The sequence below is a fragment of the Streptomyces sp. NPDC053076 genome (assembly GCF_044546845.1).
Classification (GTDB): Bacteria; Actinomycetota; Actinomycetes; order Streptomycetales; family Streptomycetaceae; genus Streptomyces.
The window spans coordinates 303,177-328,960 of sequence record NZ_JBITZL010000006.1; the positions used below are offsets into that span (position 1 = coordinate 303,177).

The window sequence follows — 25,784 nt, forward strand, 5'->3', positions numbered from 1 at the left end:
GGGGCAGGGGCGGCCACGGAACACCCGAAATCCGGAAAATCATCCGGGAGAGGATTGAACCGACCCTGCTCGTCATACGTATCGTCGAGTGAGGGTGGCAGGGCGGGCGAAAGGCGGCTGGCAGCGATGACTCACGGCATGCGGACCGACACGCATTCCATCCGGCTGGACGGCCCGCGCGGTTGGCGGGACACCGCCGCCCACTACGCCCTGCTTCCGTTGCGCGTCTTCCTGGGCGTCACCTTCGTCTACGCCGGCCTGGACAAACTCACCGACAGCGCCTTCATGCAGTCCGGCGGCGCCGGATCGATCGGCGACACCATGCGCGCCGCCCGCGACTCCGCCGCGATCCCGGCCCTGGTCGACCTGGCTCTGAAGAACCCGGTCGGCTTCGGCTGCGCCATCGCCATCGGTGAGCTGGCCGTGGGCATCGGCACCCTGCTCGGTCTCTTCGGCCGACTGGCCGCGCTGGGCGGCGCGCTGATCTCGCTCAGCCTCTGGCTGACGATGAGCTGGGCGTCCACCCCCTACTACTACGGCAACGACCTCGCCTACCTGATGGCCTGGATCCCCCTGGTCCTGGCCGGCGCCCCCTACCTCTCCGTGGACGCGGCCTGGCGGGCCCGGCGCCGCATCGGCGGTTACCGCTAGCCGCCCTCGGCGCCGCCTCGTCCGCGTATCCCCCGGGTCAGCGCGGCGGTGACGCCGGCGAGGCAGAGGCCGCCCACCACCAGTGGCACGATCACGAACCAGGGCGTGTCCCACAGACCGCGCGCGTCCCCCGCGTAAGCCGCACCGGCGGCGGTGAGGAACAGACCGGCGACCAGCTTCCCGGGCTGGAACTCATGACGCAGCACGACTGACCTCCACCTGTCCCACGCCGACGCCGAGCGTGAGCTCCAGCGCGCCGGACTTCCCGTCACCCCGGGCCGGGGCCAGTGTCACGTCCTTGTGCCGGCCGGGCTGCACGTCCACGTCCTTTCCCTGGTCGTCGGGCAACCGTATGGCGCCCACCCCCACATCGATGTCCATCCGCACGGTCACGTCCGCCGGCACGATCACCTTCAGCTGTCCCGCACCCACCCGTGCGTCCGTGGCGACCGTCCGACCCGCGGCCGGGCGCACCCGGGTCAGATCCAAGGTGCCCCTTCCGGTGCCGAGGTCGTACGAGGACCGCACCCGGGCCGCCGCGGCGGGCTTCCAGGACGTCTCCCGCCAGTCGGTGGTGATGTCCCGGGGCAGGGCCGCCGCCCCGGCGAGCAGGGCCGCCGTGACCACCGCCAGGAACACCGTCCCGGCGCCGGTCCGGCCGAGGAACGCGCTGAGCATGATGCCCAGCCCGAACACCACCAGCGCGCACGCCAGGCCCGTTTGCAGGCTGGTGCCCAGCGGGTGCGTGTGCCAGCTGAGCCCGGTGCCCAGGCCTCCCGCCAGCAGGGCGAGCAGGAACACCCAGCCGCCGATCCAGCGCGGGCCCCGCGGTCTCGGGGGCGGGACCTGGGGTGGCCGTACCGCCCCGTGGTGCGTCCAGGGAGTGGCGATGCCGACGTCCACGACCGAGACGAGGTCGCGCTCGCGGGCGTCGCCGGGCCCCCACAGATAACCGGTGCCGCCGTCATGGGTGCCGTCCTTGACGATCGGGTCCCGCCACCAGGAGGGGTAGGTGGTGACGACCGGCGGCGCCTGGGCCTCCGGTGGTGCGTCGGCGACGGCCTGCGCGGCCAGGGGGTCGGGGTCGGGAGCGCCACGGCGCCGCGACCAGTACCCCGCGCCCGCGAGCAGCAGCGAGAGCACCGTGGCGAAGGCCAGCACTCCGCCGTTCCTCAGCATCGTCAGAAAGATCCCGCAGCCGACCAGCGCGAACAGCACGGCGGCCAGCGCCTGGCCGTCGACCCGGCCGGTGAACAGCTTGCGGACCTCGTTCTCCTCCTCGTCCTCGTACGGCACCAGGAGCCAGGCGAAGCCGTAGAAGATGAGACCCAGGCCGCCGGTCGCGGCCAGCACGGCCAGCGTGATCCGGAAGATCACCGGGTCCATGTCGGTCTGGCGCCCGAGTCCCGCGCACACGCCCCCGATCATCTTGTGCCGGCGGTAGCGCCGGAACCGGGCGGGCAGCGCGGGGTCCTCCTCCGGCTCGTCCTTGGGGAAGTTGACGCCGGTCCGGGAGCGGGGGCGCGGGCCGGCTTGGGTGTGGGTGCCCCCGGCGCCCGCGCCGGTGCTGTTGTCGGCGGCGGTGCCGCTGTCTGTGCCCGTGCCCGTGCCTGTGTCTGTGCTTTTGTCGGCGTGGGCGTGGGCGCTGGTGCCGTGGTCGGCCGCTCCCGTCCCTCCCGTCGCGGCGGGCGCGGCATCCGTCGGTCCGGTGCCCGGGGCCGGGCGCGGGCCGGGGCCGGGTCCCGGACCCGTCGCGGCGTGCTCGTGATCCGTCATGCGTCCATGGTGACGGCCCGGCCACCGCAGCGGCAGTCGGGACGACCCTGGACCAACCCTGAAATCGGCCCTGACACAGGGCGGGGGGACGTTCGAGCGGCACGGACCGCCGCCGCCGACCGCACGAGCCGCCCGCCCGGACCGGCCCCGGCGGAAGATCAGGGGCGTCTCGGGGACCGACCCTGATGCCCTGCCCCGCCGGCCGTGTGACCATCGTTGGCATGCCGGAAGCCGCAAGCCTGCCACTCGACGACCCGCGGCCCCCGCGCAAGCTCTACCGCAGCAGCGACGGACGCTGGCTCGGCGGAGTGGCGCGGGGCCTCGCCGGGCATCTGGGGCTGCCCGTGGTCTGGGTGCGGCTCGTGTTCGTCGGTCTGTTCATGGCCGACGGGCTCGGAGCGCTGCTGTACGCCGCGTTCTGGTTCTTCGTCCCGCTCGGCATCGGCGGCGTCGGCGACCAGAAGCCGTCGCTGGTGGGCACGGAGACCTCGCCGGACGGCCGGCGCAGACTGGTGACCCGCAAGCCGGACCGGGGGCAGATCGTCGCGCTGCTCCTCATGGTCGTCGTGTCCATGGTCTTCGTGGGCAGCGTCAACCTGGGCAGCGCGGCCAAGGCGTATCTGGTGCCCGCCGTGCTCGTCGCGGCCGGTGTCGCCCTCGTCTGGCGGCAGGCGGACAACGCCCGCCGGGCCCGCTGGGTCGAGGCCGGCCGCCGGCGCCGCACCCTCACCCTGCTGCGCGCGGCCGGCGGCGTCCTCCTCGTCACGGCCGGTGTCTCGGCCATCTTCGTCCTCCAGGGCTCGGCCGCCCATCTGGGCGCGGTCCTTCAGGCCGCGCTCGTCGTCCTGGTCGGTATCACCCTGCTCGCGGGCCCCTACCTGGTCCGCATGACCCAGGACCTGTCCGAGGAACGCCTGATGCGCATCCGCGCCCAGGAGCGCGCCGAGGTCGCCGCCCATGTCCACGACTCCGTGCTGCACACCCTCACCCTGATCCAGCGCAACGCCGACAGCGCGAGCGAGGTGCGTCGGCTCGCCCGTGCCCAGGAGCGGGACCTGCGCACCTGGTTGTACAAGCCGGAGGGCACCGGCAAGGACGAGGCCGACGAGCCGGACACGGTCGCCGAGGCGGTGCGGCGCAACGCGGCCGAGGTGGAGGACAAGCACGGCGTACCCATCGAGGTCGTGATCGTCGGCGACTGCCCGCTGGACGAGAGGACCAGCGCACAGATGCAGGCCGCGCGCGAGGCGATGGTGAACGCCGCCAAGTACGGTGGCGAGGGCGGCGCCGTGCAGGTCTACGCCGAAGTCGAGGGAAAGACGGTCTTCGTGTCCGTGCGGGACCGCGGCCCCGGCTTCGACCTCGATGCGATACCCGCCGACCGCATGGGCGTCAGAGAATCGATCATCGGCCGCATGGAGCGCAACGGCGGCACGGCCCGGCTGCGGGCGGTGCCGGACGGCGGCACCGAGGTCGAGCTGGAGATGGAGAGGGCGGAGAAGACGTCATGAGCGACGCGACCGAGGCGAACGGTACGGCAGGACCGGCGGAGGCGGCCGAGCCCGGCCGGTCCGACGACGGCGCGGGCGGGCGGCACGTACGGGTGGTGCTCGTGGACGACCACCGGATGTTCCGCACCGGCGTCCAGGCCGAGATCGGCCAGACCGCCGAGACCGGGGTCGAGGTGGTCGGCGAGGCCGCGGACGTCGACCAGGCGGTCACGGTCATCACCGCCACCCGGCCCGAGGTGGTTCTCCTCGACGTCCATCTGCCGGGCGGCGGTGGTGTCGAAGTGCTGCGCCGGTGCGCGGCGTTGATGGGGGACGCCGAGCGGCCCGTACGCTTCCTCGCACTGTCCGTGTCGGACGCGGCGGAGGACGTGATCGGGGTGATCCGCGGCGGCGCCCGCGGCTATGTCACCAAGACCATCACCGGTACCGACCTGGTCGACTCGATCTTCCGGGTGCAGGAGGGCGACGCCGTCTTCTCCCCGCGGCTGGCCGGGTTCGTCCTGGACGCCTTCGCCTCCACCGACGCCCCGCCCGTGGACGAGGACATGGACCGCCTCACCCAGCGGGAACGCGAGGTGCTGCGCCTGATCGCCCGCGGCTACGCGTACAAGGAGATCGCCAAGCAGCTGTTCATCTCGGTCAAGACGGTCGAGTCCCATGTCTCGGCGGTCCTGCGCAAGCTCCAGTTGTCCAACCGGCACGAGCTGACCCGCTGGGCGACCGCGCGCCGGCTGGTCTGACTCCCGCGAGGCCGCCCGGTCCACCGCCCGGCCCCTCGCCCGGCCCTCACGTCACCCGTGTCGCCCCCGCGAACGGCATCTGGTCGATCGGGGCCAGACGGACCGGCGCCGACGGGTTCGGGGCGTGGATCATCTGGCCGTCGCCCACGTAGATGCCGACGTGGCTGATCCCGGAGTAGAAGAACACCAGGTCGCCGGGCTGGAGTTCCGAGCGTGACACCCGTCGGCCCGCGTTGATCTGGGCGTACGTGGTGCGGGGCAGGGAGATGCCGGCGGCACGGTAGGCGGCCTGGGCCAGGCCCGAGCAGTCGAAGGCGTTCGGGCCGGTGGCGCCCCATACGTAGGGACTGCCGAGCTTGCTGTAGGCGTAGGCCACGGCCGCCGCGGCGCGCCCGGTGGGCGCCGGGGCGGGCGTGGCCCGCTCCAGCGGCTGCCGCGGATCCGCCGCCGAGCGGGAGGCGCGTGGGCTCGTGCCGCCTACGGCGGTTACTTCGGTGCGCTGCCGTGGGGGCAGTTGCGCCAGCAGCCGCCGGGCCTCGTCCAGTTTGCCGGTGACGGTCTTCCTCTGCCGGTTCAGCTCGGCCTGCCGGGAGCGCAACGACTTCAGCTCGATGCGCGCGGCACCGCGCAACTGCTCGATCTCCCGCAGGTGCCGGTGCACCCGCGTCACCGCGGCGGCCTGCCGGTCACCGGCCCGCTCCGCGAGCGCGGCGCCGTCCAGGTACCGGTCGGGGTCGCTGGAGAGGGCCAGTTGCCAGGCCGGGTCGATGCCGCCGTCACGGTACTGCGCCGCCGCGATCGAACCCAGTGCGTCCCGGGCCGAGTTGAGCGCCTCCTGCCTGCGGGCGGCCTCGTCCTGGAGCGTGCTCAGCCGCCGACGGGCCGCGTCCGTGCTCTCCTTCGCCCCGTTGTACTTCTCGGTGGCGGCCTCGGCCTCCCGGTACAACGTGTCCACCCTGGCCTTCACCTGCGCCGGCGTCAGCTGGGGCTCGGCGTGTGCCGTCCCGTCGAGGCCGGTCGCGGTGGCCGCGCCCGCCAGGGCGAGAGTGGCGGCCGTCCGGGCCGTGTGGCCGCTGAGCGGGCGTTGCGGGGGTTTGCGGTGGGCTGCCACCTGGACCGTCACGTCCTTCCGTGCGACTCGTACGACCGAGCGGTCTGTACGACCGAGCGATCCGTACGCCCCGCGGCGGCCCGCACAGGGGGAGCGGGCCGCCGCGGGGCCTTTCTCGGCGGTGGTGGCCGGTCGCCGCCCCTGGTCCGGGCGGCGGCGGGGAGCCGGTCACCTGGGGGAGGACGTTAGGCCGGGCGGTGACGAGTTGGTAACGAGGTGTGCGTAACTGGCTCCGACGGATCGAGGTGTGACCGTATGTGACCGGTCTGCTCGAAGGGGGACGTCACCTTTACGGAGCGTGGTGACCGAAGTGCGGAAAAGTGGGACGGGCGGGGGTCGTGGGGTGCTACGGGACGCATTTATGCAAGATTCGCCGGCACCGCCCGGCAGGCGGCGCCGCACAGTGACGAACCCGCGGTGCCACCCGCCTCCGATCCCGGCGTCGTCACCGTCACGGGCCGCGCCAACCGGCCCGTCACGGGCCGCGCCGCCGGCCCCGCCGGGCCGTCTCGTCGGGCTGCCGGCGGGGCCGGTGGCGGGAGCCCCCGGGGCCGCTGGCTAGGCTCCGGCTCCATGGACGTACTCATCCATCTCTTCGTCGGCCTGCACATCATCGGTATCGCCGCGCTGCTCGGCGGCTTCCTCACCCAGATGAAGGCGATGGGCCAGGGCACGGCCCGGTTCGTGCCCGGGATGCTGCACGGCGCGATCACCATGCTGGTCACCGGTGTGGCCCTGGTCGGGCTGAACCAGGCCGACGACCACCACGTCAACAACATCAAGATCGGCGTGAAGCTGGCCCTGCTGATCGTGATCCTCGGCCTGGTCTATGTGAAGCGCGACGAGGAGCGGGTCGACAAGGGCGTCTTCGCGCTGGTCGGACTGCTGACCGCGGCCAACGTCTTCATCGCCGTCCTCTGGACCTGATCCCCGCCGCGCCCCCGCGTCAGCCCGGCCGCACCACGCTGTGGACGGCCGCCTCGCCGATGGCGGAGACCGGCTCCTCGCGGACGTACGCGCCCGGCCTGGGGGCGTGGATCATCATGCCGTCGCCCGTGCAGAGCCCGACATGCCCCGCGTCGTCGTGGAAGAAGACGAGGTCGCCGGGGCGGGCATCGGCAGGGGATACCGGCGTGCCGGCGTCGGCCTGCCGGCGTGCGGTGCGCGGGAGGGTGACGCCGGCGGACTTCCAGGCGGCCTGGGTCAGGCCCGAGCAGTCGTAGGAGCCAGGACCGGCGGCGCCCCACACACACGGCTTGCCGAGTTGGGCGCGGGCGAAGGCGATGGCCTTCCCGGCCTTGGTCGCGTCCGTGCCGGGCGCGACCAACGCCGCGTCCGTGCCGGACGGCGCGCCGGCGGTCCGCTGCGACAGCAGCACGCGCGCGTGGGCGAGCTTTTTCTGAACGGTGGCCTTGGCCGCCTTCGGGCCGCTCGCGGCGATCTCCGGCTGACGCTCCGGGGCCGCCAGGGCGGCGGCGTCGATACGCGCCCCGGTGGCCGCGTCCGGAACGGGAACGGTGCCGCGCTGGGCGGGGATCGCCGCGCGCCGCTCCGGGATCACCGCGCGCCGCTCCGGGAGCGTGGCGCGCTGGACCGGGAGCGTGGCGCGCTGCGCCGGCACGGTGCGGTGCTGGGCGCGTCGGGCGACCTCCTCCCGGAGCCGCTGGAGGCTGTCCGCGCGCCGCCGGGGGGCCTCGGCGCGCTCACCCCGCTCTCGCTCGCCCCGCTCGTCGAGGACGACCCGTTCCGTGCGCTCGGGCCGCTCGTTTCGTTCGGTCCGTTCGGTCCGCACCTTGTGTTCGGTCCGCTCTCTGCCCGTGCCGGACGTGTCGGCCGCCGAGTCCGCCCGGCGGTAGAGCTCGTCGATCTTGCGCTCCACCTCTTCCAGGCTCGGCCTGCCGTGATCGGTCCCGGTCGTGGCCTCGGCGGTCTGGGAGAGGACGGCCACGGAGGTGAGGGCGGCGGTGGCGAGGGCGGGGGTGCGGATGCCCGCCGCCTGGGTTCCGCCGGGGCGCGGCTTGCGATGCGACGCCAAGGGAGGCGACTCCTTCCGTGCTGCCGCCTACCGGGTTAGCTGTCGGGTTCGGGCGGGTGCTTGGAAGGGTTGCCCTACGGCGTCGTCCCGGGCGGGAGTCGGCCGATTCACCCCAGGATCGGTGGGTCCCCGGCTCCGGGCACCGTGCGGGGCGCGCCGGACTCGGCGGAGGCCGCATGGCCCGGCGACGTTCGCCGGAGAGGGGTCGTGCGGCCTGACGGAAACCTAGCCAACTCGTGTGTCTTCTGTGAAGGTTGGTGCGCGGTATGTCCGATACATTTCCGTGACCTGGGGACAGGTTCATACGCGTGTGACCAGGCGCTTCCGGTGGGTGAGCGGCCGACGGGGGCCGAGGGCCCGAAGATCGACTGTCCGGGAAGCAAGCCATGTTCCGGGGACGGCGACCGGTTGTCGGTGGGGCGCCCTAGACTCGGAGAGCGATGAGCAGCCTCTTTGACGACAGCTTCCTGGCGGACCTCCAGGCCCCTCGCGGGCGCGAGGAGGAATCCCCGCCGCCGCCCGAGGACGATCACGCTCCGGAGCCACTTCCGGACGATCTGTTCGGTGGGAAGTTCGACACGCCACCGGACCGGGACGCCTACTACCGCGACGGCGTCCCCCGGCCCGCGCTCGACCCGGCGGTCCTCCTGGAGGGGCTGAACGAGAACCAGCGCGCCGCTGTCGTGCACGCCGGCTCCCCGCTGCTCATCGTCGCCGGTGCCGGTTCCGGCAAGACCCGCGTGCTCACCCACCGCATCGCCCACCTGCTCGCCGAGCGGGACGTGCACCCGGGCCAGATCCTCGCGATCACCTTCACCAACAAGGCCGCGGGCGAGATGAAGGAGCGCGTCGAACAGCTCGTCGGCCCGCGCGCGAACGCGATGTGGGTGATGACCTTCCACAGCGCGTGCGTGCGCATCCTCCGCCGGGAGAGCAAGAGGCTCGGCTTCACGTCGTCGTTCTCGATCTACGACGCCGCCGACAGCAAGCGCCTGATGGCCCTGGTCTGCCGTGACCTGGACCTCGACCCCAAGCGCTTCCCGCCCAAGTCCTTCAGCGCCAAGATCAGCAACCTGAAGAACGAGCTGATCGACGAGGAGGACTTCGCCGCCCAGGCCGCGGACGGCTTCGAGAAGACCCTCGCCCAGGCATACGCGCTGTACCAGTCGCGGCTGCGCGAGGCGAACGCGCTGGACTTCGACGACCTGATCATGACGACGGTCAACCTGCTGCGCGCCTTCCCGGACGTCGCCGAGCACTACCGCCGCCGCTTCCGGCACGTCATGGTCGACGAGTACCAGGACACGAACCACGCCCAGTACGCCCTGGTCCGCGAGCTGGTCGGAACGGGCGGGCACGACGAGGACGTACCGCCCGGCGAATTCGACATCCCGCCCGCCGAGCTGTGTGTCGTGGGTGACGCGGACCAGTCGATCTACGCCTTCCGTGGTGCGACGATCCGCAACATCCTCCAGTTCGAGGAGGACTACCCGAACGCGACGACGATCCTGCTGGAGCAGAACTACCGTTCCACGCAGACCATCCTGACCGCCGCCAACGCGGTCATCGAGCGCAACGAGTCCCGCCGCCCGAAGAACCTGTGGACCAACGCCGGCCAGGGCGCGCGGATCACGGGCTACGTCGCCGACACCGAGCACGACGAGGCCCAGTTCGTCGCCGACGAGATAGACCGTCTCACGGACGCGGGCGAGGCGAAGGCCGGCGACGTCGCCGTCTTCTACCGCACCAACGCCCAGTCCCGAGTCTTCGAAGAGGTCTTCATCCGCGTCGGCCTGCCCTACAAGGTCGTCGGCGGCGTCCGCTTCTACGAGCGCAAGGAGGTCCGGGACGTCCTCGCCTACCTGCGTGTCCTCGCCAACCCCGAGGACTCGGTGCCGCTGCGCCGCATCCTCAACGTGCCCAAGCGGGGCATCGGTGAGCGCGCGGAGGCGATGATCGACGCCCTCGCCCAGCGCGAGAAGATCAGCTTCCCGCAGGCCCTGAAGCGCGTGGACGAGGCGTACGGCATGGCCGCGCGGTCCACCAACGCGGTCAAGCGGTTCAACACGCTGATGGAGCGGCTGCGCACGATCGTGGAGTCCGGCGCCGGACCGGCGACCGTGCTGGAGGCCATACTCGAACGCACCGGTTACCTGGCCGAGTTGCAGAACTCCACCGACCCCCAGGACGAGACCCGCATCGAGAACCTTCAGGAACTCGCGGCCGTCGCCCTGGAGTTCGAGCAGGAGCGCGGCGAGGAAGCCGAGACCTCAGGGGCCGCCGCCCCGGGCGGCACACTGGCCGACTTCCTGGAGCAGGTCGCCCTGGTCGCCGACTCCGACCAGATCCCGGACGAGGAGGACGGCGACGGCGTCATCACCCTGATGACCCTGCACACCGCCAAGGGCCTGGAGTTCCCGGTGGTGTTCCTGACCGGCATGGAGGACGGTGTCTTCCCGCACATGCGCGCCCTCGGCCAGACCAAGGAGCTGGAGGAGGAGCGGCGCCTGGCGTACGTCGGCATCACGCGCGCGCGGGAGCGGCTGTACCTCACCCGGTCGGCGATGCGCAGCGCCTGGGGCCAGCCGTCGTACAACCCGCCCTCCCGCTTCCTGGAGGAGATCCCGCCCACCCATGTGGACTGGAAGCGCACAGGGGCCGCGGCGCCGGTGTCCTCCGGGCCGGCGTCCGGGATCGCGGCCTCGCTGTCCTCGACCCGTTCGCGCTCCTCGGCATCGGGCGCGTCCGGGTTCGCCACACGGCGCACGGGGGAGAAGCCGGTGGTCGCACTGGCCGTCGGGGACCGTGTCACCCATGACCAGTTCGGACTCGGCACGGTCGTCGCGGTGAAGGGCACGGGGGGGAACGCGGAGGCGACGATCGACTTCGGCGACGCCAAACCGAAGCGGCTGCTGCTGCGGTACGCGCCGGTGGAGAGGCTGTAGTCCGTCGGCAAAGGGCCCCGCTGACGAGCGGGGCCCCGGGGGACTAGCTGGGATCCAGTCCGTGGCTGCGCAGCCACGGCAGCGGGTCTATCGCCGCCCCGCCCGCCGGCCGTACCTCGAAATGCAGGTGCGGGCCGGTGGAGTTGCCGGAGTTGCCGGAGTAGGCGATCGGCTCGCCGGCCTTGACGGTCGTACCGGAGGCGACGCGGTAGCTGGACAGATGGCAGTACCAGGTCTCCGTGCCGTCCTTCGACGTCAGGATCAGCATGTTGCCGTAGGCGCTGTTCCACTGCGTGGTGACGGTGCCGTCGGTGGCGGCCATCACCGTGGTGCCGTAGGAGACCGGGAAGTCGATGCCGGTGTGCACCGACATCCAGTTGATTCCCGCCTGGCCGAAGTAGGCGCTGAGCCCGTGCTGGGTGACCGGCAGCGCGAACTTGGGACGCAGTCGCTCCTTGAGCGCGGCCTCCGCGGCGGCCTTCTTCTTCTCCAGCTCCTGCTGCGCCTTGAGGTCGATCCGCTCCTGGGTGCGGCTCGCCCGGTCGGCGAAGTCGGTGGCGCCGGCGGAGAGGGTGTTGAGCTGGGTGTCCAGCTTGCTGTTGGCGACCGACGGCTTGACCGCGTGTGCGTCCGAGGCGGTGGCGGTGGCGTCCGCGGAGTCGTCGGTGAGCGCGCCGACCGAGGCGGCGGCGATTCCGGCGACCCCCATCACACAGGCCGAGGGCACGGCGACGGTCAACAGCGCGGAGCGCTTGGCGGGCGTACGGCGCCGGGAGCGTGACCCGCCGCGCGAGCCCGCGCGGGGCGCCGGCACGGGGGTGATCTCTTCCTGGTCGTCCAGCAGGTCGGTCACGGTGGGCAGTTCGCCGGTGGCGTCCGGTTCGCCCTCGCCGACGGGTCGGTCGTCGAAGCAGGTGTCCTCGTACGACACCTGCTCGAAGGCAGCGGTCGCCTGCGGGTCACCGGCCTGCTCGAACGGGGGGTGCGGGTCGCCGACGGCCGCGAACGTCGCGGTGTCCTGCGGGTCTCCGACCGCTTCGAATGTCGCGGTGGCCTGCTGATCGAACGGTTCACCACCCTGCCCGGGGTCTGCCGGCCCGTTCTGTCCGGCGAAGTTCCACTGCGTGGCGTCGTACGCGCCCGTGTCGAAGGTCTGGGTGCCCCACTCCCACTGCTGGGTGGGGTCGGCGGTGCCGGCCTGTCCGGGTTGCAGCCAGGCGCCCGTGTCCCACTGGCCGCTGACGTCGTTCCCGGTGGCCTGCGCGGGGAGGCTCCAGGCGGTGCTGTCGTAGACACCGGAGTCGTAGGCGGCGACATGCTGGGCCGCGTAAGGGTCGTAGGCCGGGGTCTGGCCGGTGGCGGTCTGCCACTGGGAGGTGTCGTACGCGCCGGTGGACTGTCCGCTGCCCGGGAGACTGCCGAAGAGCGGGTCGGCGTGGAAGGCCGTGGTGCTGCCTGAACCGCCGGTAAAACCGGTGGCTTCATAACCGCCGTACGTGGTGAGGTCGTCGTAGTGGGCTTCCTGTGCCCCGTACGTCGCGTAGTGCGCGGTGGAGGCGTCGGAAGCCGGGGCCGGGGTAGTCGTACTCCCCGACGGGTGACGGTCGTTCACCAACTTCTCTTTCGCCTCGACAACAGGGGCTGCCAGAGCAGTGCGGCGACTGTACCCGGCGGTACCTGGGCGCGACAATCTTCGGCCTGTTTCGCGCGGGCCGGAAACGGGCATTCGGCTGTGTTTCGGGGGTCCTCGGACGCGACCTTGGCCTTGTGTTCGAAGAATGTTCGATGCCGAGTGGCGATCTGTCGGCTGTGCGCGGGCTGTGCGCTCCCTCGGAGTTGCCGTCCCGCGGTCCCTCCCTCCTCGGTCTCGGCCGGTCTCGGCCGGTCTCAGGCCACTGTCAGGCCGTCGGTGGCCCGTTCCCCGGGGTGCGGGGCGTCGAGGGCCTCGCGTATCCCGGTGGCCACGGCGGGGTGGACGGGCAGGGCGAGATGGCCGATGCCGGTCACCCGGACGTTCCGCGCGTCGAGGTCGGGATGCTCCACGCAGGCCGACTCCAGCGGGTCCATCAGGGAGTCGAGGTCGCTCCAGAAGCTCACGAAGCGGGTCCGGCAGCCGGGCGCGGGCCCGGCCAGCTCCTTGATCACCGCCGAGCCGGGCCGCATCTGCCGCACGATCGGATGCGCGTCCGCCAGTGGCGCCACCCGGGTCCCGGAGTGCGGGGTGCCGAGCGTGACCAGCGTGCGTACCCGCAGGTCACCGCCGAGGCACTGGACGTAGTAGCGCGCGATCAGGCCGCCGAGGCTGTGCCCCACGATGTCGACCTGTGCGCTGCCGGTCCGCTCGCAGATCTCGTCGATGTGCCGGCCGAGCAACTCGGCGGCGATGCGTATGTCACAGGTCAACGGAGAGTAGTTGAGTGACTCGACGCGCTGCCTGCCGTGCTGCGCGAGGGCACGGCGGAGCAGGACGAACACCGAGCGGTTGTCGATGAAGCCGTGCAGCAGCACGACCGGTGGTCCGCGGCGCACCGGCAGCCGGGCCGCGCCGTCGGTGGCGGGCAGGGCGGCGGAGCGGCGTTCCTGGATCAGGCCGGTCGGATACAGCAGGAGGTGACCTGCCAGGATCGCGGCCTCCAGGGCCGTGGCCCGGAGCAGCGTCATGGAGAGTCCGGCCAGTCTGCCGGGCCACAGGCGGCGGCAGAGCGGGAGAAAGAGCGGCGGCAACACCCCGGTGACCTTCATGGCCGACCTCCTGTCGGCACTCCGGGGGACGGCTCGGTACCCCGTGTGCCCTCATGTCCCACCATGTGATTTCCCCCTCGCCGCCCTCCGTAAAACTGCCGGGTGCGGGATGCTGGAGATAACGTTCGTTCACTTCGCGACGGTGGCGGAACGCGCCAAAAGTGCGGTACTTGTCGATACGGACGGAAGCGATCGCTTCCGTGGTCGCTTGATGGAGGCAGTGATGGGTGTGGCAGCCGGTCCGATCCGTGTGGTGGTCGCCAAGCCGGGGCTCGACGGCCACGATCGTGGGGCCAAGGTCATCGCGCGCGCCCTGCGCGACGCCGGTATGGAGGTCATCTACACCGGTCTCCACCAGACGCCGGAACAGGTCGTCGACACCGCCATCCAGGAGGACGCCGACGCCATCGGCCTGTCCATCCTCTCCGGCGCCCACAACACGCTGTTCGCCGCGGTCATCGACCTGCTCAAGGAGCGGGAGGCCGAGGACATCCTCGTCTTCGGCGGCGGCATCATCCCGGAGGAGGACATCCCGCCGCTGAAGGAGAAGGGCGTCGCGGAGATCTTCACCCCGGGGGCGACGACCACGTCGATCGTGGAGTGGGTCCGGGAGAACGTCCGTCAGCCGGCCGCGTCCGGGGGCTGAGCGGCCACCTGGGGTGACTCGTCGGGTGGTGTGGGCGGTGCGAGTTCCCGCGTCATCGCCGCCCGGAGCCGCAGCGTGGTGACCAGCCGCTGGAACGCCTCCGCCCAGTACCCGCCGGCGCCCGGTGCGGCGTCCTCCCGCTCGTCGGGTATCGCCAGCAGCGCCTCCAGGCGCACGGTCTCCGCCGGGTCCAGGCAGCGCTCCGCCAGTCCCATGACCCCGCTGAAACTCCACGGATAACTTCCCGCGTCACGGGCGATGTTGAGGGCGTCCACCACCGCCTGGCCGAGCGGCGGAGCCCACGGCACCGCGCACACCCCGAGCAGCTGGAACGCCTCCGACAGGCCGTGCGTGGCGATGAACCCCGCCACCCACGCGCCCCGTTCGGCCGGCTCCAACGCGGCCAGCAGCTTCGCCCGTTCCGCCAGGGACACCGCGCCCGGGCCGCCCGCCTCCGGTGCCGACGGCGAGCCGAGCAGCGCCCGCGACCACGCGGCGTCCCGCTGCCGTACCGCCGCCCGGCACCAGGCCGCGTGCAGCTCGCCCTGCCAGTCGTCCGCCACCGGCAGTGTCACGATCTCCTCCGGCGTCCGGCCGCCGAGCCGCTCCGGCCAGGTGCCGAGCGGGGCGGACCCCACCAACTGCCCCAGCCACCACGACCGTTCTCCCCGGCCCGTCGGCGGTGTGGCCACGACGCCGTCCCGCTCCATGCCGGGATCGCATTCCAGCGGCGCCTCCACCACGATCGCCGGCACGTTCACCGTACGGTCCAGGGCCACACACGCCGTGGCGCGTACGGCCATGCGCTCGGCGAGCGCAGAGTTAGGCAGCGCGGACAGCAGTTCCGCCGCCGTCGCCCGGACATTGCGGCTGCGGTCGCCCAACGCCTGCTCCAGGAAGGGCTCGTCCGCGTCCGACAGACCCGTGCGGAGCGAGTCGAGGAACATCAGACGGTCCTCAGCACGCTCCTTCGCCCACGTCGACGCCAGCAGTTCGCGCCCCAGCGCGGGCGTACGGGCGCGCAGCGCGCCCAGCAGCGCCGCCCGCTCGGCGAACAGCCCCTCCCGCCACAGCCGGCGCACCGCCTCGGCGTCGTCCGGCTCGGGCAGCGTCGCGCTGCCGCCGGGGGCCGCGCGCAGGGCGAACCGCCAGTCCGGGTTCAGCCGGGCCAGCCACAGCGCGCGCGGGCCCGCGAACGCCAGCGCCGCCGGGCGCAGGTCCGTACGGCCCCGGGCCGCGTCCAGCAGGGCGGGCAGGGCCTGCGGGGGTGCCGCGTACCCGTGCGCGTTGGCCGCCGCGAGCCACTGCGGGAGCAGCTCCATGAGGTCCGGGGAGCTGCCCCGCCGGCCGCCGCCCGCGCCGCCGGCCCGGTCGGCCAGCAAGGTGGTGAGCCGGCGTGCGGCCGGTGCGGGCAGCGTCGGGCGCGGATCGGCGGGCGCTCGCTCGGGCCGCTGGGCCGCCCGCGCGGGCCGCAGCCCGGCCCGGCGCCGCACGGTCGCCACGGCCGCCGCGTCGAGCAGCGCGACCGGGGCCGTGCGGCCGGGCGTGGTGTGGGCCGGGGCACGCCGGTCGGTCCCGAGGAGCGCGGCGGTGACCAGCTCCTCCCAGGCGCTCTCCGGCACCGCGGCGTGGCCACCGGTCGCCGGGGGGTGTCCGCCGGCTGTCTGGGGGCGGCGGTCGGTCGTCGTGGTGGTCTCGTCTGTGGCTGTGGTGTTGTCGCTGGTCGTTGGGGGGTGCCCGCTGGTGGTCGGGGGGTGTTCGCCGGTTGTCTGGGGGTGGCCGTGGGTCGTCGTGGTGGTCTCGTCCGTGGCTGTGGTGTTCGCGCCGGTCGTCGGAACGCGGCCGCCCGTTGCCGTGGTGGTTCCGCTGGTCGGTGCCCCGTTCATCGTGTTTTCTTCCCTTCGCCTGCCTGGGCGTGTGTGTCCCTACGGCCGGTCAGCACAGCGGTACCGCCTCGCCCGCGCCCTCCGGCCAGGCCGTGAGCGGGGTGAAGCCGCGGTGGCCGCACTCGCCGAAGACCGTGACGGGGGCACCGCCGGACAGCGCGACCAGCCGCCACAGGCCGGGCCGGGAGCGGGCGGCCCGGGTCAGCGGCAGGGCCGAGTCCGTGTCGGCGTCGGCCAGCTGCCACCGGTCGCCGTCCGGGACCGGTGTGACCCGGTCCAGCGTCACCGGGACCGATTCCAGCCAGGGGTCGTCGCGCAGCGCCTCGCCGTACCGGGCCGTCGCCTCGGCGGTGGTCACGCCCGGTGGGCGGAACGCGGCCGGGACCGGCCCGGCGAACCGCTCGCCCAGGGCGGCCCGGGACTGGCCGGCGCCCGGATACACCGACAGCTCGGCCTCCAGGGCCAGGCCGACCGGCAGGGACAGCTCCGGCGCCCGGCCCGCGGCACCGTAGGACAGCAGCAGCCGGGTCAGGCCGGACTCGGCACCGTGCAGCCATATCCGGCGCGTCGTCAGTTTCGGGTCCGCGGCGTCGTACTGGGCGAGGACCAGCCAGCGGTCGCGCACCGGCGGGCCGTCCGGTGTGGCGGGCAGGCCGAGCCGGGAGCGGACGGTGGCCGCCGGCGCGTCCGGCAGCCGGTCGCGGCGCAGCCAGCCCTGGTCGAGCAGATGCAGCAGCGCGCACTCCTCCAGCAGCCGCGCCGGCCAGCCCGGGCCGGATGCCGGGATCGCGCCCAGCTCCCGCACCCGCGCGGCCAGACCGGGTGCCTGGGCGTCGACCATGCGGGCCGCCGTCTCCTCCCACAGCCCGTACCCCGCCTGCTCGGCCGTGGCCAGGCCGCCGCGCAGCAGGTCCGCCAGACGTTGCTCCAGTTCGGTCGCGCCCGCCGTGACCCGCTCGGCCCGGCGCTCGGCCCGCCGCCGGGCCGCCTCCGGATCGGCGGAGCCCGCGCTCGAACCCCCCTCGGCCCGCGTCCCCCTGGTCTCGGCGCGTCCACGCCGGCCCGCGAGCCACTGCCCGGCCCAGTCCGGCGGCTGCTCACCGGCCGGCACCGCGCCGTCGTCGCCCGTCCACAGCAGGAGCAGGCCGAGCGCGTGCTTGCACGGGAACTTACGGCTCGGGCAACTGCACTTGTACGCCGGCCCGGTCGCGTCGGCCAGGTCCACCACCGTCTGGTACGGCCTGCTGCCGCTGCCCTTGCACAGCCCCCACACCGCCCGCTCTCCGCTCCCCGTCCCGGACCACGGTCCGGCCGCGCCGAGTCTGCTCCCCGCCTTGCGTGACGCGGCGTCAGGCGCCAGTGCCAGCACCTGGTCCGCGGTCCAGCGCACCCCCTGCTCAGTCATGCCACCGACGGTAGGTCCCGCCACTGACAATCGGCCCGGCGGGCGTATTCGCACAGGTCAGAGCGATTGTCAGTGGCGTGGTGCACGGTGGATGCCAGATCCGAACCGGCCGAGCTGGAGGGGGCCTCAGCCATGACTGTGTCCGTGCGACCGACGACCGCCGAGACCGACCGCGCAGAGAACGCACAGGCGCTGCGACCGCATGCCGAGCACGCCTTCGCGGCCGAACTCGCCGCGCTCGCGGCGCAGGACGACCGCCCGCGCCCGGCCCGCTGGAAGCTGTCGCCGTGGGCGGTGGCGACGTACCTGCTCGGCGGCAGCCTGCCGGACGGCACGCTGATCACACCCAAATACGTGGGGCCGCGCCGCATCGTCGAGGTCGCCGTCACCACGCTCGCCACCGACCGCGCCCTGCTCCTGCTCGGCGTGCCCGGCACCGCCAAGACCTGGGTGTCGGAGCACCTGGCCGCCGCCGTCAGCGGTGATTCGACGCTGCTGGTGCAGGGCACGGCCGGCACGCCGGAGGAGGCGATCCGCTACGGCTGGAACTACGCGCAGCTCCTCGCCCACGGCCCGAGCCGCGACGCCCTCGTGCCCAGCCCCGTCATGCGGGCCATGGCCGAGGGCATGACGGCCCGCGTGGAGGAGCTGACCCGTATTCCGGCCGACGTGCAGGACACGCTGATCACGATCCTGTCCGAGAAGACCCTTCCCGTCCCCGAGCTGGGCGAGGAGGTCCAGGCGGTCCGCGGCTTCAACCTCATCGCCACCGCCAACGACCGCGACCGCGGTGTCAACGACCTCTCCAGCGCTCTGCGCCGCCGTTTCAACACCGTGGTGCTGCCGCTGCCGGAGAGCGCCGACGACGAGGTCGACATCGTCACCCGCCGGGTCGAGCAGCTCGGCCGCTCCCTGGACCTGCCGGCCGCACCCGACGGCATCGAGGAGATCCGCCGGGTCGTCACCATCTTCCGCGAGCTGCGCGACGGCATCACCGCCGACGGCCGTACGAAGCTGAAGTCGCCCAGCGGCACGCTGTCCACGGCGGAGGCGATCTCCGTCGTCACGGGCGGCCTAGCGCTTTCCACGCACTTCGGCGACGGCGTGCTGCGCCCGGCGGACGTCGCCGCCGGCATCCTCGGTGCCGTCGTCCGCGACCCGGCGGCCGACCGGGTCATCTGGCAGGAGTACCTGGAGACGGTCGTCCGCGAGCGCGAGGGCTGGACCGACTTCTACCGCGCCTGCCGCGAGGTGAGCGCATGACCGGCACCGGCGGGAGCACGGCGTACGACGCCGGGCCGCTGCTGCTCGGCGTACGGCACCACGGGCCCGGTTCCGCGCGCGCGGTGCGGGCCGCGCTGGACGCCGCACGCCCCGCCGCCGTACTGATCGAGGGGCCGCCCGAGGCCGATGCGCTGATCCCGCTGGCCGCCGACCCCGGTCTGCGGCCCCCGGTCGCCCTGCTCGCGCACGCCGTGGACGAGCCCGGCCGCTCGGCGTTCTGGCCGTTCGCGGAGTTCAGCCCCGAGTGGGTGGCCGTCCGATGGGCTCTGGAACAAGGTGTCCCGGCCCGCTTCATCGACCTGCCGGCCACGCACACGCTCGCGTGGCAGGACGAGGAACCTCGCGAGTCCGGGCCGGGGGACGGCCCCGGTGACGGCGACGGGGGCGACGCCCGCGAGGCCGGGGCCGGTGACGGGGGGGACGTCCGTGGGTCCGGGGCGGGCGATGGGGAGGACGACGGGGCGGACGTCCGTGGGTACGGGGCGGGCGAAGGGGGCGGCGCCCGCGAGGCCGGTGACGGGGCGGACAGTCGTGGGCCCGGGGCCGGTGAGACGGACGCCCGTGAGCCCGCGCCCGTCTCCGACGGCGACCAGGTCCGTGTCGACCCCCTCGCCGTGCTCGCCGAGGCGGCCGGGTACGACGATCCCGAGCGCTGGTGGGAGGACGTCGTCGAACACCGGGGGCCGGGCCCGCGCGACCCCTTCGCGCCGTTCGACGCGGTGGCGGAGGCCATGGGCGTGCTGCGTGAGCGGTACGGCGCAGGCGGGCGCCGGCGGGACCTCGTCCGCGAGGCGTACATGCGGCTGCGGCTGCGGGAGGCCCGCAAGGAGTTCGGGAGTGCCGTGGCCGTGGTGTGCGGTGCCTGGCACGTGCCCGCGCTGCGCGAGAAGACCACCGTCACCGCCGACCGGGCACTGCTCAGGGGGCTGCCCAGGACCAGGACGGACCTGACGTGGGTGCCTTGGACACACCGCAGGCTGGCCCGGGCCGGCGGATACGGCGCGGGCATCGAGTCGCCCGGCTGGTACGGGCACCTGTTCCACGCCCCCGACCGGCCGGTCGAGCGTTGGCTGACCAAGGTGGCCCGGCTGCTGCGCGAGGAGGACCGGATCGTCTCCTCCGCGCACGTCATCGAAGCCGTACGGCTCGCGGAGACCCTGGCGGCGCTGCGGGGCCGTCCGCTGCCCGGCCTGGGCGAGACCACCGACGCGGTGCGCGCGGTGCTGTGCGACGGCTCGGACGTGCCGCTGGCGCTGGTGCACGACCGGCTGGTGGTCGGGGACGCCCTGGGCGAGGTCCCGGAGTCCGCGCCGGCGGTGCCGTTGCAGCGCGACCTGGCCCGGCAGCAGCGCTCGCTGCGGCTCAGGCCCGAGGCGGGGGAGCGCGAGCTGGAGCTGGACCTGCGCGGTGACACCGACGGCGGGCGCAGCAGGCTGCTGCACCGGCTGCGGCTGCTCGGCGTCGGCTGGGGCGAGCCGACCCGGTCCCGGGGGAGCACGGGTACCTTCCGGGAGACCTGGCGGCTGCGCTGGGAGCCCGAGTTGTCGGTGCGGGTCGCCGAAGCGGGGGTGTGGGGGACGACCGTGCACGCGGCGGCCCTGGCCAAGGCCGAGGCGGACGCGACGGCCGCGCGCGCCCTCGCCGACGTGACCGCGCTCGCCGAGCACTGTCTGCTGGCCGGCCTGCCGGAGGCGCTGCCCGTGGTCATGCGGGTGCTCGCCGACCGGGCGGCCCTCGACACCGACGTCGGTCACCTCGCGCAGGCGCTGCCCGCCCTGGTCCGCTCGCTGCGCTACGGCGATGTGCGCGGCACCGACACCGGCGCGCTGGCCGAGGTCGCCGCGGGCCTCGCCGAGCGGGTCTTCGTCGGCCTGCCTCCGGCCTGTGCCGCGCTCGACGCGGACGCGGCGGAGGAGATGCGCGGCCATGTGGACGCCGTACACACGGCGGTGGGCCTGCTGACGGAGAGCCTGGCCGGTGCGTCCGCGGAGGGCACCGAAGACGGCACCGGCGCGCCGGAGGGCGGCGAACACCGAGACCGAGCCGGACACCGCGGCGAGGGTCACCGCGGCGACGAGGGGCGCCGTGGCGATGAGGGGTGCCAGGGTGATGAGGGGCGCCAGGGCGATGAGGGTCACCGTGGCCATGCGGGTCACCGTGGCGATGAGGGGCGCCGTGGCGACGAGCGGCGCCATGGTGATGAGGGGCGCCGTGGTGATGAGGGGCGCCATGGTGATGAGGGGCGCCGTGGCGATGAGGGCCATGGCGACCATGCGGGGCACCGCGAGTTCGGCGCGGGTGGCGGACTGCGGGAGCGTTGGCGGGCCGTGTTGCGGGTGCTGTCGCTACGGGACACCGCGCCCGGTGTCATCCGGGGGCGGGCCGTGCGGCTGCTGCTGGACGACGGTGCGCTGCGGCCCGAGGAGGCGGCCCGGCTGATGGGGCTCGCGCTGTCGCCGGGCACACCGCCCGCCGCTGCCGCCGCCTGGACCGAGGGCTTCGCCGGTGGCGGTGGCGGACTGCTCCTGGTGCACGACGAGCGTCTGCTCGGTCTGCTCGACACCTGGCTGACCGGGGTGCCGGCGGAGGCGTTCACGGATGTCCTGCCGCTGCTGCGGCGCACCTTCGCGGCGTACGAGCCGGGGGTGCGCAGAACGCTCGGCGAACTGGTCCGGCGCGGTCCCGGCGACCGGACCGGCCAGGCCGCCGCCCGTGGAGCCGCGATCCCCGGCTTCGCCACCGAACCGGACACCGGGCGCGCCGACGCCGTGCTGCCGCTGCTGCGGCTGCTGCTAGGCCTGGACGGAGACCACGACACGAGACACGTCACGCCACACGGCGGTACGCCGCCACACGGCGGCACGCACGGCAAGAAACACGGCAGCGCGGTCCACGGCACCGCGGTCCACGGGGGCGCGGTCCACGGCACCGCGGTCCAGGGCGGCGCGGTCCACGGGGGCGCGGTCCACGACAGCGCAGACCACGACAGCTTCGCGGGGGTGGGCACATGACGCGTACGACGGCCGAGCCGGCATCGGCACAGGGGCGTGACTCGATGCCGATGCCAGCGCCAGCGCCAGGTCCGGTACCGGAACCGGTACCGGAACGCGGGCACGGGCCCGACCCGGTGCGGGAGCGGCTGCGGCGTTGGCGGCTGGTGCTCGGCGGAGACCCGGCCGACGGCACCGGATGCACGCTGTCCGGCCGGGACGCGGCCATGGACGGCACACTCGCCGCGCTCTACGGCAGAAGCGACGCGGCGCAGTCGGGCCGGGACCGGTCGGCGGGGCTCGGTGCCTCGGCGCCGTCCGTCGCGCGCTGGCTCGGGGACACCCGCAAGTATTTCCCGTCCTCCGTCGTCCAGGTCATGCAGCGCGACGCCATCGACCGGCTCGGGCTCGCCTCCCTGCTGCTGGAGCCGGAGATGCTGGAGGCGGTCGAGGCCGACGTGCACCTGGTCGGCACGCTGCTCTCGCTCAACAAGGCGATGCCGGACACGACGAAGGAGACGGCACGCGCGGTCGTCCGCAAGGTGGTCGAGGACGTGGAGAAGCGGCTCGCCACCCGCACCCGGGCCACCCTCACCGGCGCCCTGGACCGCAGCGCGCGAGTCCAGCGCCCCCGCCACCACGACATCGACTGGAACCGCACCATCGCGGCCAACCTCAAGCACTACCTGCCCGAGCACCGCACGGTCGTACCGGAACGGCTCATCGGCTACGGCCGGGCCGCGCGGTCGGTGAAGAAGGAGGTCGTGCTCTGCATCGACCAGTCCGGGTCGATGGCGGCGTCCGTGGTGTACGCGTCGGTGTTCGGGGCGGTCCTCGCCTCCATGCGGTCGATCAGCACCCGGCTGGTCGTCTTCGACACGGCGGTCGTCGACCTCACCGACCAGCTGGACGACCCGGTCGACGTGCTCTTCGGCACCCAGCTCGGCGGCGGTACGGACATCAACCGGGCGCTCGCCTACTGCCAGGGGCGGATCACGCGGCCGGCCGAGACCGTCGTCGTACTGATCAGCGACCTCTACGAGGGCGGTATCCGCGACGAGATGCTCAAGCGGGTCGCCGCGATGAAGGCGTCCGGGGTGCAGTTCGTGACGCTGCTCGCCCTGTCGGACGAGGGGGCGCCCGCGTACGACCGGGAGCACGCGGCGGCGCTCGCCGCGCTCGGCGCACCGGCCTTCGCCTGCACGCCCGACCTTTTCCCGGAGGTGATGGCGGCGGCACTGGAGAAGCGGCCGTTGCCGATACCGGACACCACGTGACGCCGGGCAGGAAAGAGGCAGGAACACGGACATGACTACCCATCGGTAACAGGGGGCTTGCGCAACCTCGGGCCGACCGTGCGAGGATCGACGCCGCCCGTGCCGACCCGAGGAAGCTCCGTCTCTTGACCTTGCCCGCCGCTCTGTTCGGTACCGCTGTGCGCCTGCTGCGTACGGCGGCCGGGCGGCGTGCGCTGCAACTCGCTCTGCTGGTCGGCGGATTGTTCGTGGCCGGGTTCCTGTGCGGGGCACAGGCTCACGCGGCCGAGGGGACGCCGGTGAGTCCGGTGAACTCCGTGGCCGGGCACGAGGACGCGGTACGAACCGTGCGGACGGTCACGGAACGGATCGTCATCCCCGTACGGGACGTCGCGCGGACAGCATCCAGCACCGTCGCGGAAACGCGGACCAAGGTGCCGACGCTGCCCGCCGTGCCCTCCGCTCCTGCCGTGCCCTCCCCACCCTCCCCTCCCTCCGTGCCGCTGCCGGAACTCCCCGGAGTCTCCGAGCGGCTGCCGGTGCCTGCCTCGCCCGCACCGCCCGCACCGTCCACGCCGGAATCCCGGCCGCACCGGCAGGACAGCACGTCACCGGCGGCGGGCAAGGACGATCAGGCCCGCGCCGAGACGCGTACCGCTCTACCCGCACGGCCGTCGGCGACCGCGTACGGACCGGACCTCGAGTCAGCCACGCCTCAGGCCCCGGCGCACCCGGCCACCCACCACACCACCGCACGCGGCGGCGCCCCCGAGCAGCACCCCGCGCCCACCGGAGACCCGGACGGCGTCCTCGGCAAGCAGGCGGCCGACGGCACCGCCTCCCGTCACGGTGACGCGCATGCCGTCACGCCCGGCGGCCGGGCGCCCGTGCGCCTCCTGCCCGGCACCGCAGCGCGCGTCGACGCACCACGTACCCGGGAACGGCACCGGGACATCCCCCTCTTCCCCGGCTAGGCCACAGGGCCGACCTCCCCGCCACAGACCTGTCGCGCGGGGGCGGAACAGGTCTGCCCGCTCCGCCGGACCCGCCGGCCTCCCCGGCGCTTCCCGGACGGAACCCCCCTAGCCGTTCTCCGAAGGACTTGACGCACGCATGAACAAGAACATCCGCCGCTCGATCGTGATAGCCGCCGGTGTCACCGGCGCATGGGCGCTCGGCTCGGCCGTGGCCAGCGCCGACGAGCTGTCCACCCCGGCACTCTCGGTGCCGGACGCCGACAGCGGTACCGGCATCAGCACGGGTACGGGTACGGGTACCGGCACTGGCACCGGCACCGGCATAGTCACCGACACCGTCGACGGTCTCCTCACCGACGTCGACGGCACCCTCACCGGCGTCCACGACACCGTCTCCGGCCTGACCGACACGGCCGCGTCGGCCACCTCGACCGTCTCGGACACGGCGGCCGAGGCACGGCAGCAGGGCGGGACCGTCACCGGCACGGCCGACCAGGCCCGCCGCCATGCCGAGGCGAAGACCCCGGCCGCCGCGAAGATCCGGGGTGGCCAGGCCATCCAGGGCGCCCGCACCGCCCGTGCCACCCAGTCCCGGGCCGAGGCGCCCGCGCGGCACGCGCGGGCAGTGGGCGACGGGCTCACCGGCGGGACCACGGCCAGGACCGGCCGGGTGGCCGAGGCGGCCCACACCGCCACCCACCTCTCGGTTTCCGCCGCCCAGGACCAGATCGACTACCTCTTCGGCCCCCTGTCCTCCTTCGCCCCGGAGGTGGAGGAGGCCCTGGCCGCCGCCCAGACCAAGCTGCAGGCCACCCAGCCGGCCGTGCGCCGGCAGGCCGAGGGCGTCCAGGGTGCCGCGCGCACGACGGCACAGCAGACCGTGGCCGGGACACAGGGCCGGACCGCCGGTGCGGCCGTCCTCGCGCGCGGTGAGGCGGGCCAGGTGGCCGGCGCCGCGGAGGCGGCCGTCGCCGCCGTGCCCGGGCACGTCACGGGTACGGCCACCGGTGTCGGACAGCGGGTCGTCGGCACGGTCCGAACGGTTCCGGGCTCGGTCACACCGGTCGTCGACGAGACGGCCACCGCGGCCGTCCCGCCGGCGGCGTCCGCCGCCGTGAACGGCGCCCTGCCGGTGGCGGCCCATGCGGTGACGGGCGTGCACGGTGTCGCCACCGGCGCACTCGCCGACCTGCCGCCCTACGCCACCGGCCTGGTCGGACAGGTGGCCCCCGACGCCGTTCACGCCGTGCTGCCGCCCGTCGCCGGGACGGCCGTGCACGGGGTCGTGCCGGTGGCCGGGCAGGCCGTGGGGGACGCGGGGACGCTCGCGTACGGCGTTGTCGGTGACGTGCAGCCCTTCGCGGGCGGTGTCGCCGGCGCCGTACCGCCGCTCGCCCACGGGGTGACCGGGCAGACCGGTGTCTTCGCGGAAGGCGTGGCCGGGCAGGTCCCGCCGTTCGCGGCCGGGGTCACCGGCACCGTGCGGCCGGTCGTGGACACGGTCACGGGCACCGTGCGGACGGTCGTGGACGGTGTCTACGGGAGCGTGCGGCCGGTCGTGGACGGTGTCGGCGCCGGCGCGAGCGGGCTGGCGTACGGCGTGACCGGCGATGTGCAGCCCTACGTGAGCGGGGTCGTCGGTGAGACCGGCCCGCTCACGCAGCAGGCCGGGCCGTTCGCGCAGGACCTCGGCGGAACCGCGCTGGCCACCGGCGGTCCGCTGGCCGGGCATGCCGTCGCCGGAGCGCAGGGAGTCGCCCGGTCCGTCACCCCGGCTTACGCCCAGGACCTGACGTACGCCCACGGCGTGCAGCAGGCCTGAGGCGCGT

At 73.7% G+C, this 25,784-nt stretch carries 19 protein-coding genes and 1 riboswitch; of the genes, 11 read left to right on the plus strand and 8 right to left on the minus strand.

Annotation, left to right across the window (positions count from 1 at the left end):
- Positions 1 to 126: 126 nt before the first annotated feature.
- Positions 127 to 651, plus strand: coding sequence for a DoxX family protein (locus ACIGYR_RS25370; RefSeq protein ID WP_391839912.1), 525 nt, complete (start codon positions 127 to 129; stop codon positions 649 to 651).
- On the opposite strand, the gene ACIGYR_RS25375 is transcribed toward ACIGYR_RS25370, so the two are convergent.
- Positions 648 to 857 (minus strand): hypothetical protein, encoded by a 210-nt coding sequence (locus ACIGYR_RS25375; protein WP_399597031.1) that lies wholly within the window; start codon positions 855 to 857, stop codon positions 648 to 650. The two genes, ACIGYR_RS25370 and ACIGYR_RS25375, sit on opposite strands and share 4 nt — an antisense overlap.
- The gene (locus ACIGYR_RS25380) at positions 844 to 2,427 is read right to left on the minus strand and encodes a PspC domain-containing protein (protein WP_399597034.1); all 1,584 of its coding nucleotides are present in this window, start codon (positions 2,425 to 2,427) and stop codon (positions 844 to 846) included. Before ACIGYR_RS25380 ends, ACIGYR_RS25375 begins: the two co-directional genes overlap by 14 nt.
- A 185-nt stretch (positions 2,428 to 2,612) precedes the next feature.
- Between ACIGYR_RS25380 and ACIGYR_RS25385 the strand changes: the two genes are divergently transcribed.
- Both ACIGYR_RS25385 and ACIGYR_RS25390 read left to right on the plus strand, forming a co-directional pair.
- Complete coding sequence (locus ACIGYR_RS25385) at positions 2,613 to 3,938, plus strand: PspC domain-containing protein (protein WP_391839917.1); 1,326 nt, start codon at positions 2,613 to 2,615, stop codon at positions 3,936 to 3,938.
- Positions 3,935 to 4,678: a LuxR C-terminal-related transcriptional regulator gene (locus ACIGYR_RS25390; RefSeq protein WP_391839919.1), complete on the plus strand. Its 744-nt coding sequence runs from the start codon at positions 3,935 to 3,937 to the stop codon at positions 4,676 to 4,678. Before ACIGYR_RS25385 ends, ACIGYR_RS25390 begins: the two co-directional genes overlap by 4 nt.
- Positions 4,679 to 4,724: 46 nt before the next feature.
- On the opposite strand, the gene ACIGYR_RS25395 is transcribed toward ACIGYR_RS25390, so the two are convergent.
- The gene (locus ACIGYR_RS25395; RefSeq protein ID WP_399598591.1) at positions 4,725 to 5,789 is read right to left on the minus strand and encodes an NlpC/P60 family protein; all 1,065 of its coding nucleotides are present in this window, start codon (positions 5,787 to 5,789) and stop codon (positions 4,725 to 4,727) included.
- Positions 5,790 to 6,362: 573 nt separating this feature from the next.
- Between ACIGYR_RS25395 and ACIGYR_RS25400 the strand changes: the two genes are divergently transcribed.
- Positions 6,363 to 6,716, plus strand: a complete 354-nt coding sequence (locus ACIGYR_RS25400) for a hypothetical protein (RefSeq protein ID WP_399597039.1) — start codon at positions 6,363 to 6,365, stop codon at positions 6,714 to 6,716.
- A gap of 19 nt (positions 6,717 to 6,735) precedes the next feature.
- Here the strand turns inward: ACIGYR_RS25400 and ACIGYR_RS25405 are convergent, their stop codons facing one another.
- A complete protein-coding gene (locus ACIGYR_RS25405; RefSeq protein ID WP_399597041.1) occupies positions 6,736 to 7,824 on the minus strand; it encodes a C40 family peptidase in 1,089 nt (362 codons plus the stop codon).
- Positions 7,825 to 7,832: 8 nt separating this feature from the next.
- A riboswitch (cyclic di-AMP (ydaO/yuaA leader) is annotated at positions 7,833 to 8,002 on the minus strand.
- A gap of 262 nt (positions 8,003 to 8,264) precedes the next feature.
- Between ACIGYR_RS25405 and pcrA the strand changes: the two genes are divergently transcribed.
- Complete coding sequence (gene pcrA, locus ACIGYR_RS25410; protein WP_399597044.1) at positions 8,265 to 10,769, plus strand: DNA helicase PcrA; 2,505 nt, start codon at positions 8,265 to 8,267, stop codon at positions 10,767 to 10,769.
- Positions 10,770 to 10,812: 43 nt separating this feature from the next.
- Here pcrA and ACIGYR_RS25415 read toward each other — a convergent pair whose 3' ends face one another.
- Together ACIGYR_RS25415 and ACIGYR_RS25420 are read right to left on the minus strand one after the other, a co-directional pair.
- On the minus strand, positions 10,813 to 12,381 hold the full coding sequence (locus ACIGYR_RS25415) for a peptidoglycan DD-metalloendopeptidase family protein (RefSeq protein ID WP_399597046.1): 1,569 nt from the start codon (positions 12,379 to 12,381) through the stop codon (positions 10,813 to 10,815).
- A 275-nt stretch (positions 12,382 to 12,656) separates the two neighbouring features.
- Positions 12,657 to 13,511 (minus strand): esterase/lipase family protein, encoded by an 855-nt coding sequence (locus ACIGYR_RS25420; RefSeq protein WP_399597049.1) that lies wholly within the window; start codon positions 13,509 to 13,511, stop codon positions 12,657 to 12,659.
- Positions 13,512 to 13,734: 223 nt separating this feature from the next.
- Between ACIGYR_RS25420 and ACIGYR_RS25425 the strand changes: the two genes are divergently transcribed.
- Positions 13,735 to 14,157 carry a cobalamin B12-binding domain-containing protein gene (locus ACIGYR_RS25425; RefSeq protein WP_184964892.1) on the plus strand — a complete coding sequence of 141 codons (423 nt, stop codon included), beginning with the start codon at positions 13,735 to 13,737 and terminating at the stop codon, positions 14,155 to 14,157.
- Here ACIGYR_RS25425 and ACIGYR_RS25430 read toward each other — a convergent pair.
- Positions 14,133 to 16,043, minus strand: a complete 1,911-nt coding sequence (locus ACIGYR_RS25430) for a DUF5691 domain-containing protein (RefSeq protein WP_399597051.1) — start codon at positions 16,041 to 16,043, stop codon at positions 14,133 to 14,135. The genes ACIGYR_RS25425 and ACIGYR_RS25430 overlap by 25 nt on opposite strands.
- A gap of 49 nt (positions 16,044 to 16,092) precedes the next feature.
- Positions 16,093 to 17,448 (minus strand): SWIM zinc finger domain-containing protein, encoded by a 1,356-nt coding sequence (locus ACIGYR_RS25435; RefSeq protein ID WP_391839933.1) that lies wholly within the window; start codon positions 17,446 to 17,448, stop codon positions 16,093 to 16,095.
- Between the two features lie 132 nt (positions 17,449 to 17,580).
- On the opposite strand from ACIGYR_RS25435, the gene ACIGYR_RS25440 reads away from it, so the two are divergent.
- The 5 genes from ACIGYR_RS25440 (at position 17,581) to ACIGYR_RS25460 (ending at position 25,777) form a co-directional block, all read left to right on the plus strand.
- Positions 17,581 to 18,711 carry an AAA family ATPase gene (locus tag ACIGYR_RS25440; RefSeq protein ID WP_391839935.1) on the plus strand — a complete coding sequence of 377 codons (1,131 nt, stop codon included), beginning with the start codon at positions 17,581 to 17,583 and terminating at the stop codon, positions 18,709 to 18,711.
- On the plus strand, positions 18,708 to 21,743 hold the full coding sequence (locus ACIGYR_RS25445; protein ID WP_399597055.1) for a DUF5682 family protein: 3,036 nt from the start codon (positions 18,708 to 18,710) through the stop codon (positions 21,741 to 21,743). The genes ACIGYR_RS25440 and ACIGYR_RS25445 overlap by 4 nt, the downstream gene beginning before the upstream one ends.
- Positions 21,744 to 21,793: 50 nt before the next feature.
- A complete protein-coding gene (locus ACIGYR_RS25450; RefSeq protein ID WP_399597057.1) occupies positions 21,794 to 22,999 on the plus strand; it encodes a VWA domain-containing protein in 1,206 nt (401 codons plus the stop codon).
- Between the two features lie 125 nt (positions 23,000 to 23,124).
- Positions 23,125 to 23,952: a hypothetical protein gene (locus tag ACIGYR_RS25455; protein ID WP_391839937.1), complete on the plus strand. Its 828-nt coding sequence runs from the start codon at positions 23,125 to 23,127 to the stop codon at positions 23,950 to 23,952.
- A gap of 139 nt (positions 23,953 to 24,091) precedes the next feature.
- The gene (locus ACIGYR_RS25460; RefSeq protein WP_399597061.1) at positions 24,092 to 25,777 is read left to right on the plus strand and encodes a hypothetical protein; all 1,686 of its coding nucleotides are present in this window, start codon (positions 24,092 to 24,094) and stop codon (positions 25,775 to 25,777) included.
- The last annotated feature ends 7 nt before the right edge of the window (positions 25,778 to 25,784 follow it).

What these genes read in the sequence shown, in the direction of transcription:
- ACIGYR_RS25370 (WP_391839912.1), top strand. Translation starts at nt 127, where the DNA reads ATGACTCACGGCATGCGGACCGACACGCATTCCATCCGGCTGGACGGC.
- ACIGYR_RS25380 (WP_399597034.1), bottom strand. Translation starts at nt 2,427, where the DNA reads ATGACGGATCACGAGCACGCCGCGACGGGTCCGGGACCCGGCCCCGGC.
- ACIGYR_RS25385 (WP_391839917.1), top strand. Translation starts at nt 2,613, where the DNA reads ATGCCCTGCCCCGCCGGCCGTGTGACCATCGTTGGCATGCCGGAAGCC.
- ACIGYR_RS25390 (WP_391839919.1), top strand. Translation starts at nt 3,935, where the DNA reads ATGAGCGACGCGACCGAGGCGAACGGTACGGCAGGACCGGCGGAGGCG.
- ACIGYR_RS25400 (WP_399597039.1), top strand. Translation starts at nt 6,363, where the DNA reads ATGGACGTACTCATCCATCTCTTCGTCGGCCTGCACATCATCGGTATC.
- pcrA (WP_399597044.1), top strand. Translation starts at nt 8,265, where the DNA reads ATGAGCAGCCTCTTTGACGACAGCTTCCTGGCGGACCTCCAGGCCCCT.
- ACIGYR_RS25420 (WP_399597049.1), bottom strand. Translation starts at nt 13,511, where the DNA reads ATGAAGGTCACCGGGGTGTTGCCGCCGCTCTTTCTCCCGCTCTGCCGC.
- ACIGYR_RS25425 (WP_184964892.1), top strand. Translation starts at nt 13,735, where the DNA reads ATGGGTGTGGCAGCCGGTCCGATCCGTGTGGTGGTCGCCAAGCCGGGG.
- ACIGYR_RS25430 (WP_399597051.1), bottom strand. Translation starts at nt 16,043, where the DNA reads ATGAACGGGGCACCGACCAGCGGAACCACCACGGCAACGGGCGGCCGC.
- ACIGYR_RS25435 (WP_391839933.1), bottom strand. Translation starts at nt 17,448, where the DNA reads ATGACTGAGCAGGGGGTGCGCTGGACCGCGGACCAGGTGCTGGCACTG.
- ACIGYR_RS25440 (WP_391839935.1), top strand. Translation starts at nt 17,581, where the DNA reads ATGACTGTGTCCGTGCGACCGACGACCGCCGAGACCGACCGCGCAGAG.
- ACIGYR_RS25445 (WP_399597055.1), top strand. Translation starts at nt 18,708, where the DNA reads ATGACCGGCACCGGCGGGAGCACGGCGTACGACGCCGGGCCGCTGCTG.
- ACIGYR_RS25450 (WP_399597057.1), top strand. Translation starts at nt 21,794, where the DNA reads ATGCCAGCGCCAGCGCCAGGTCCGGTACCGGAACCGGTACCGGAACGC.
- ACIGYR_RS25460 (WP_399597061.1), top strand. Translation starts at nt 24,092, where the DNA reads ATGAACAAGAACATCCGCCGCTCGATCGTGATAGCCGCCGGTGTCACC.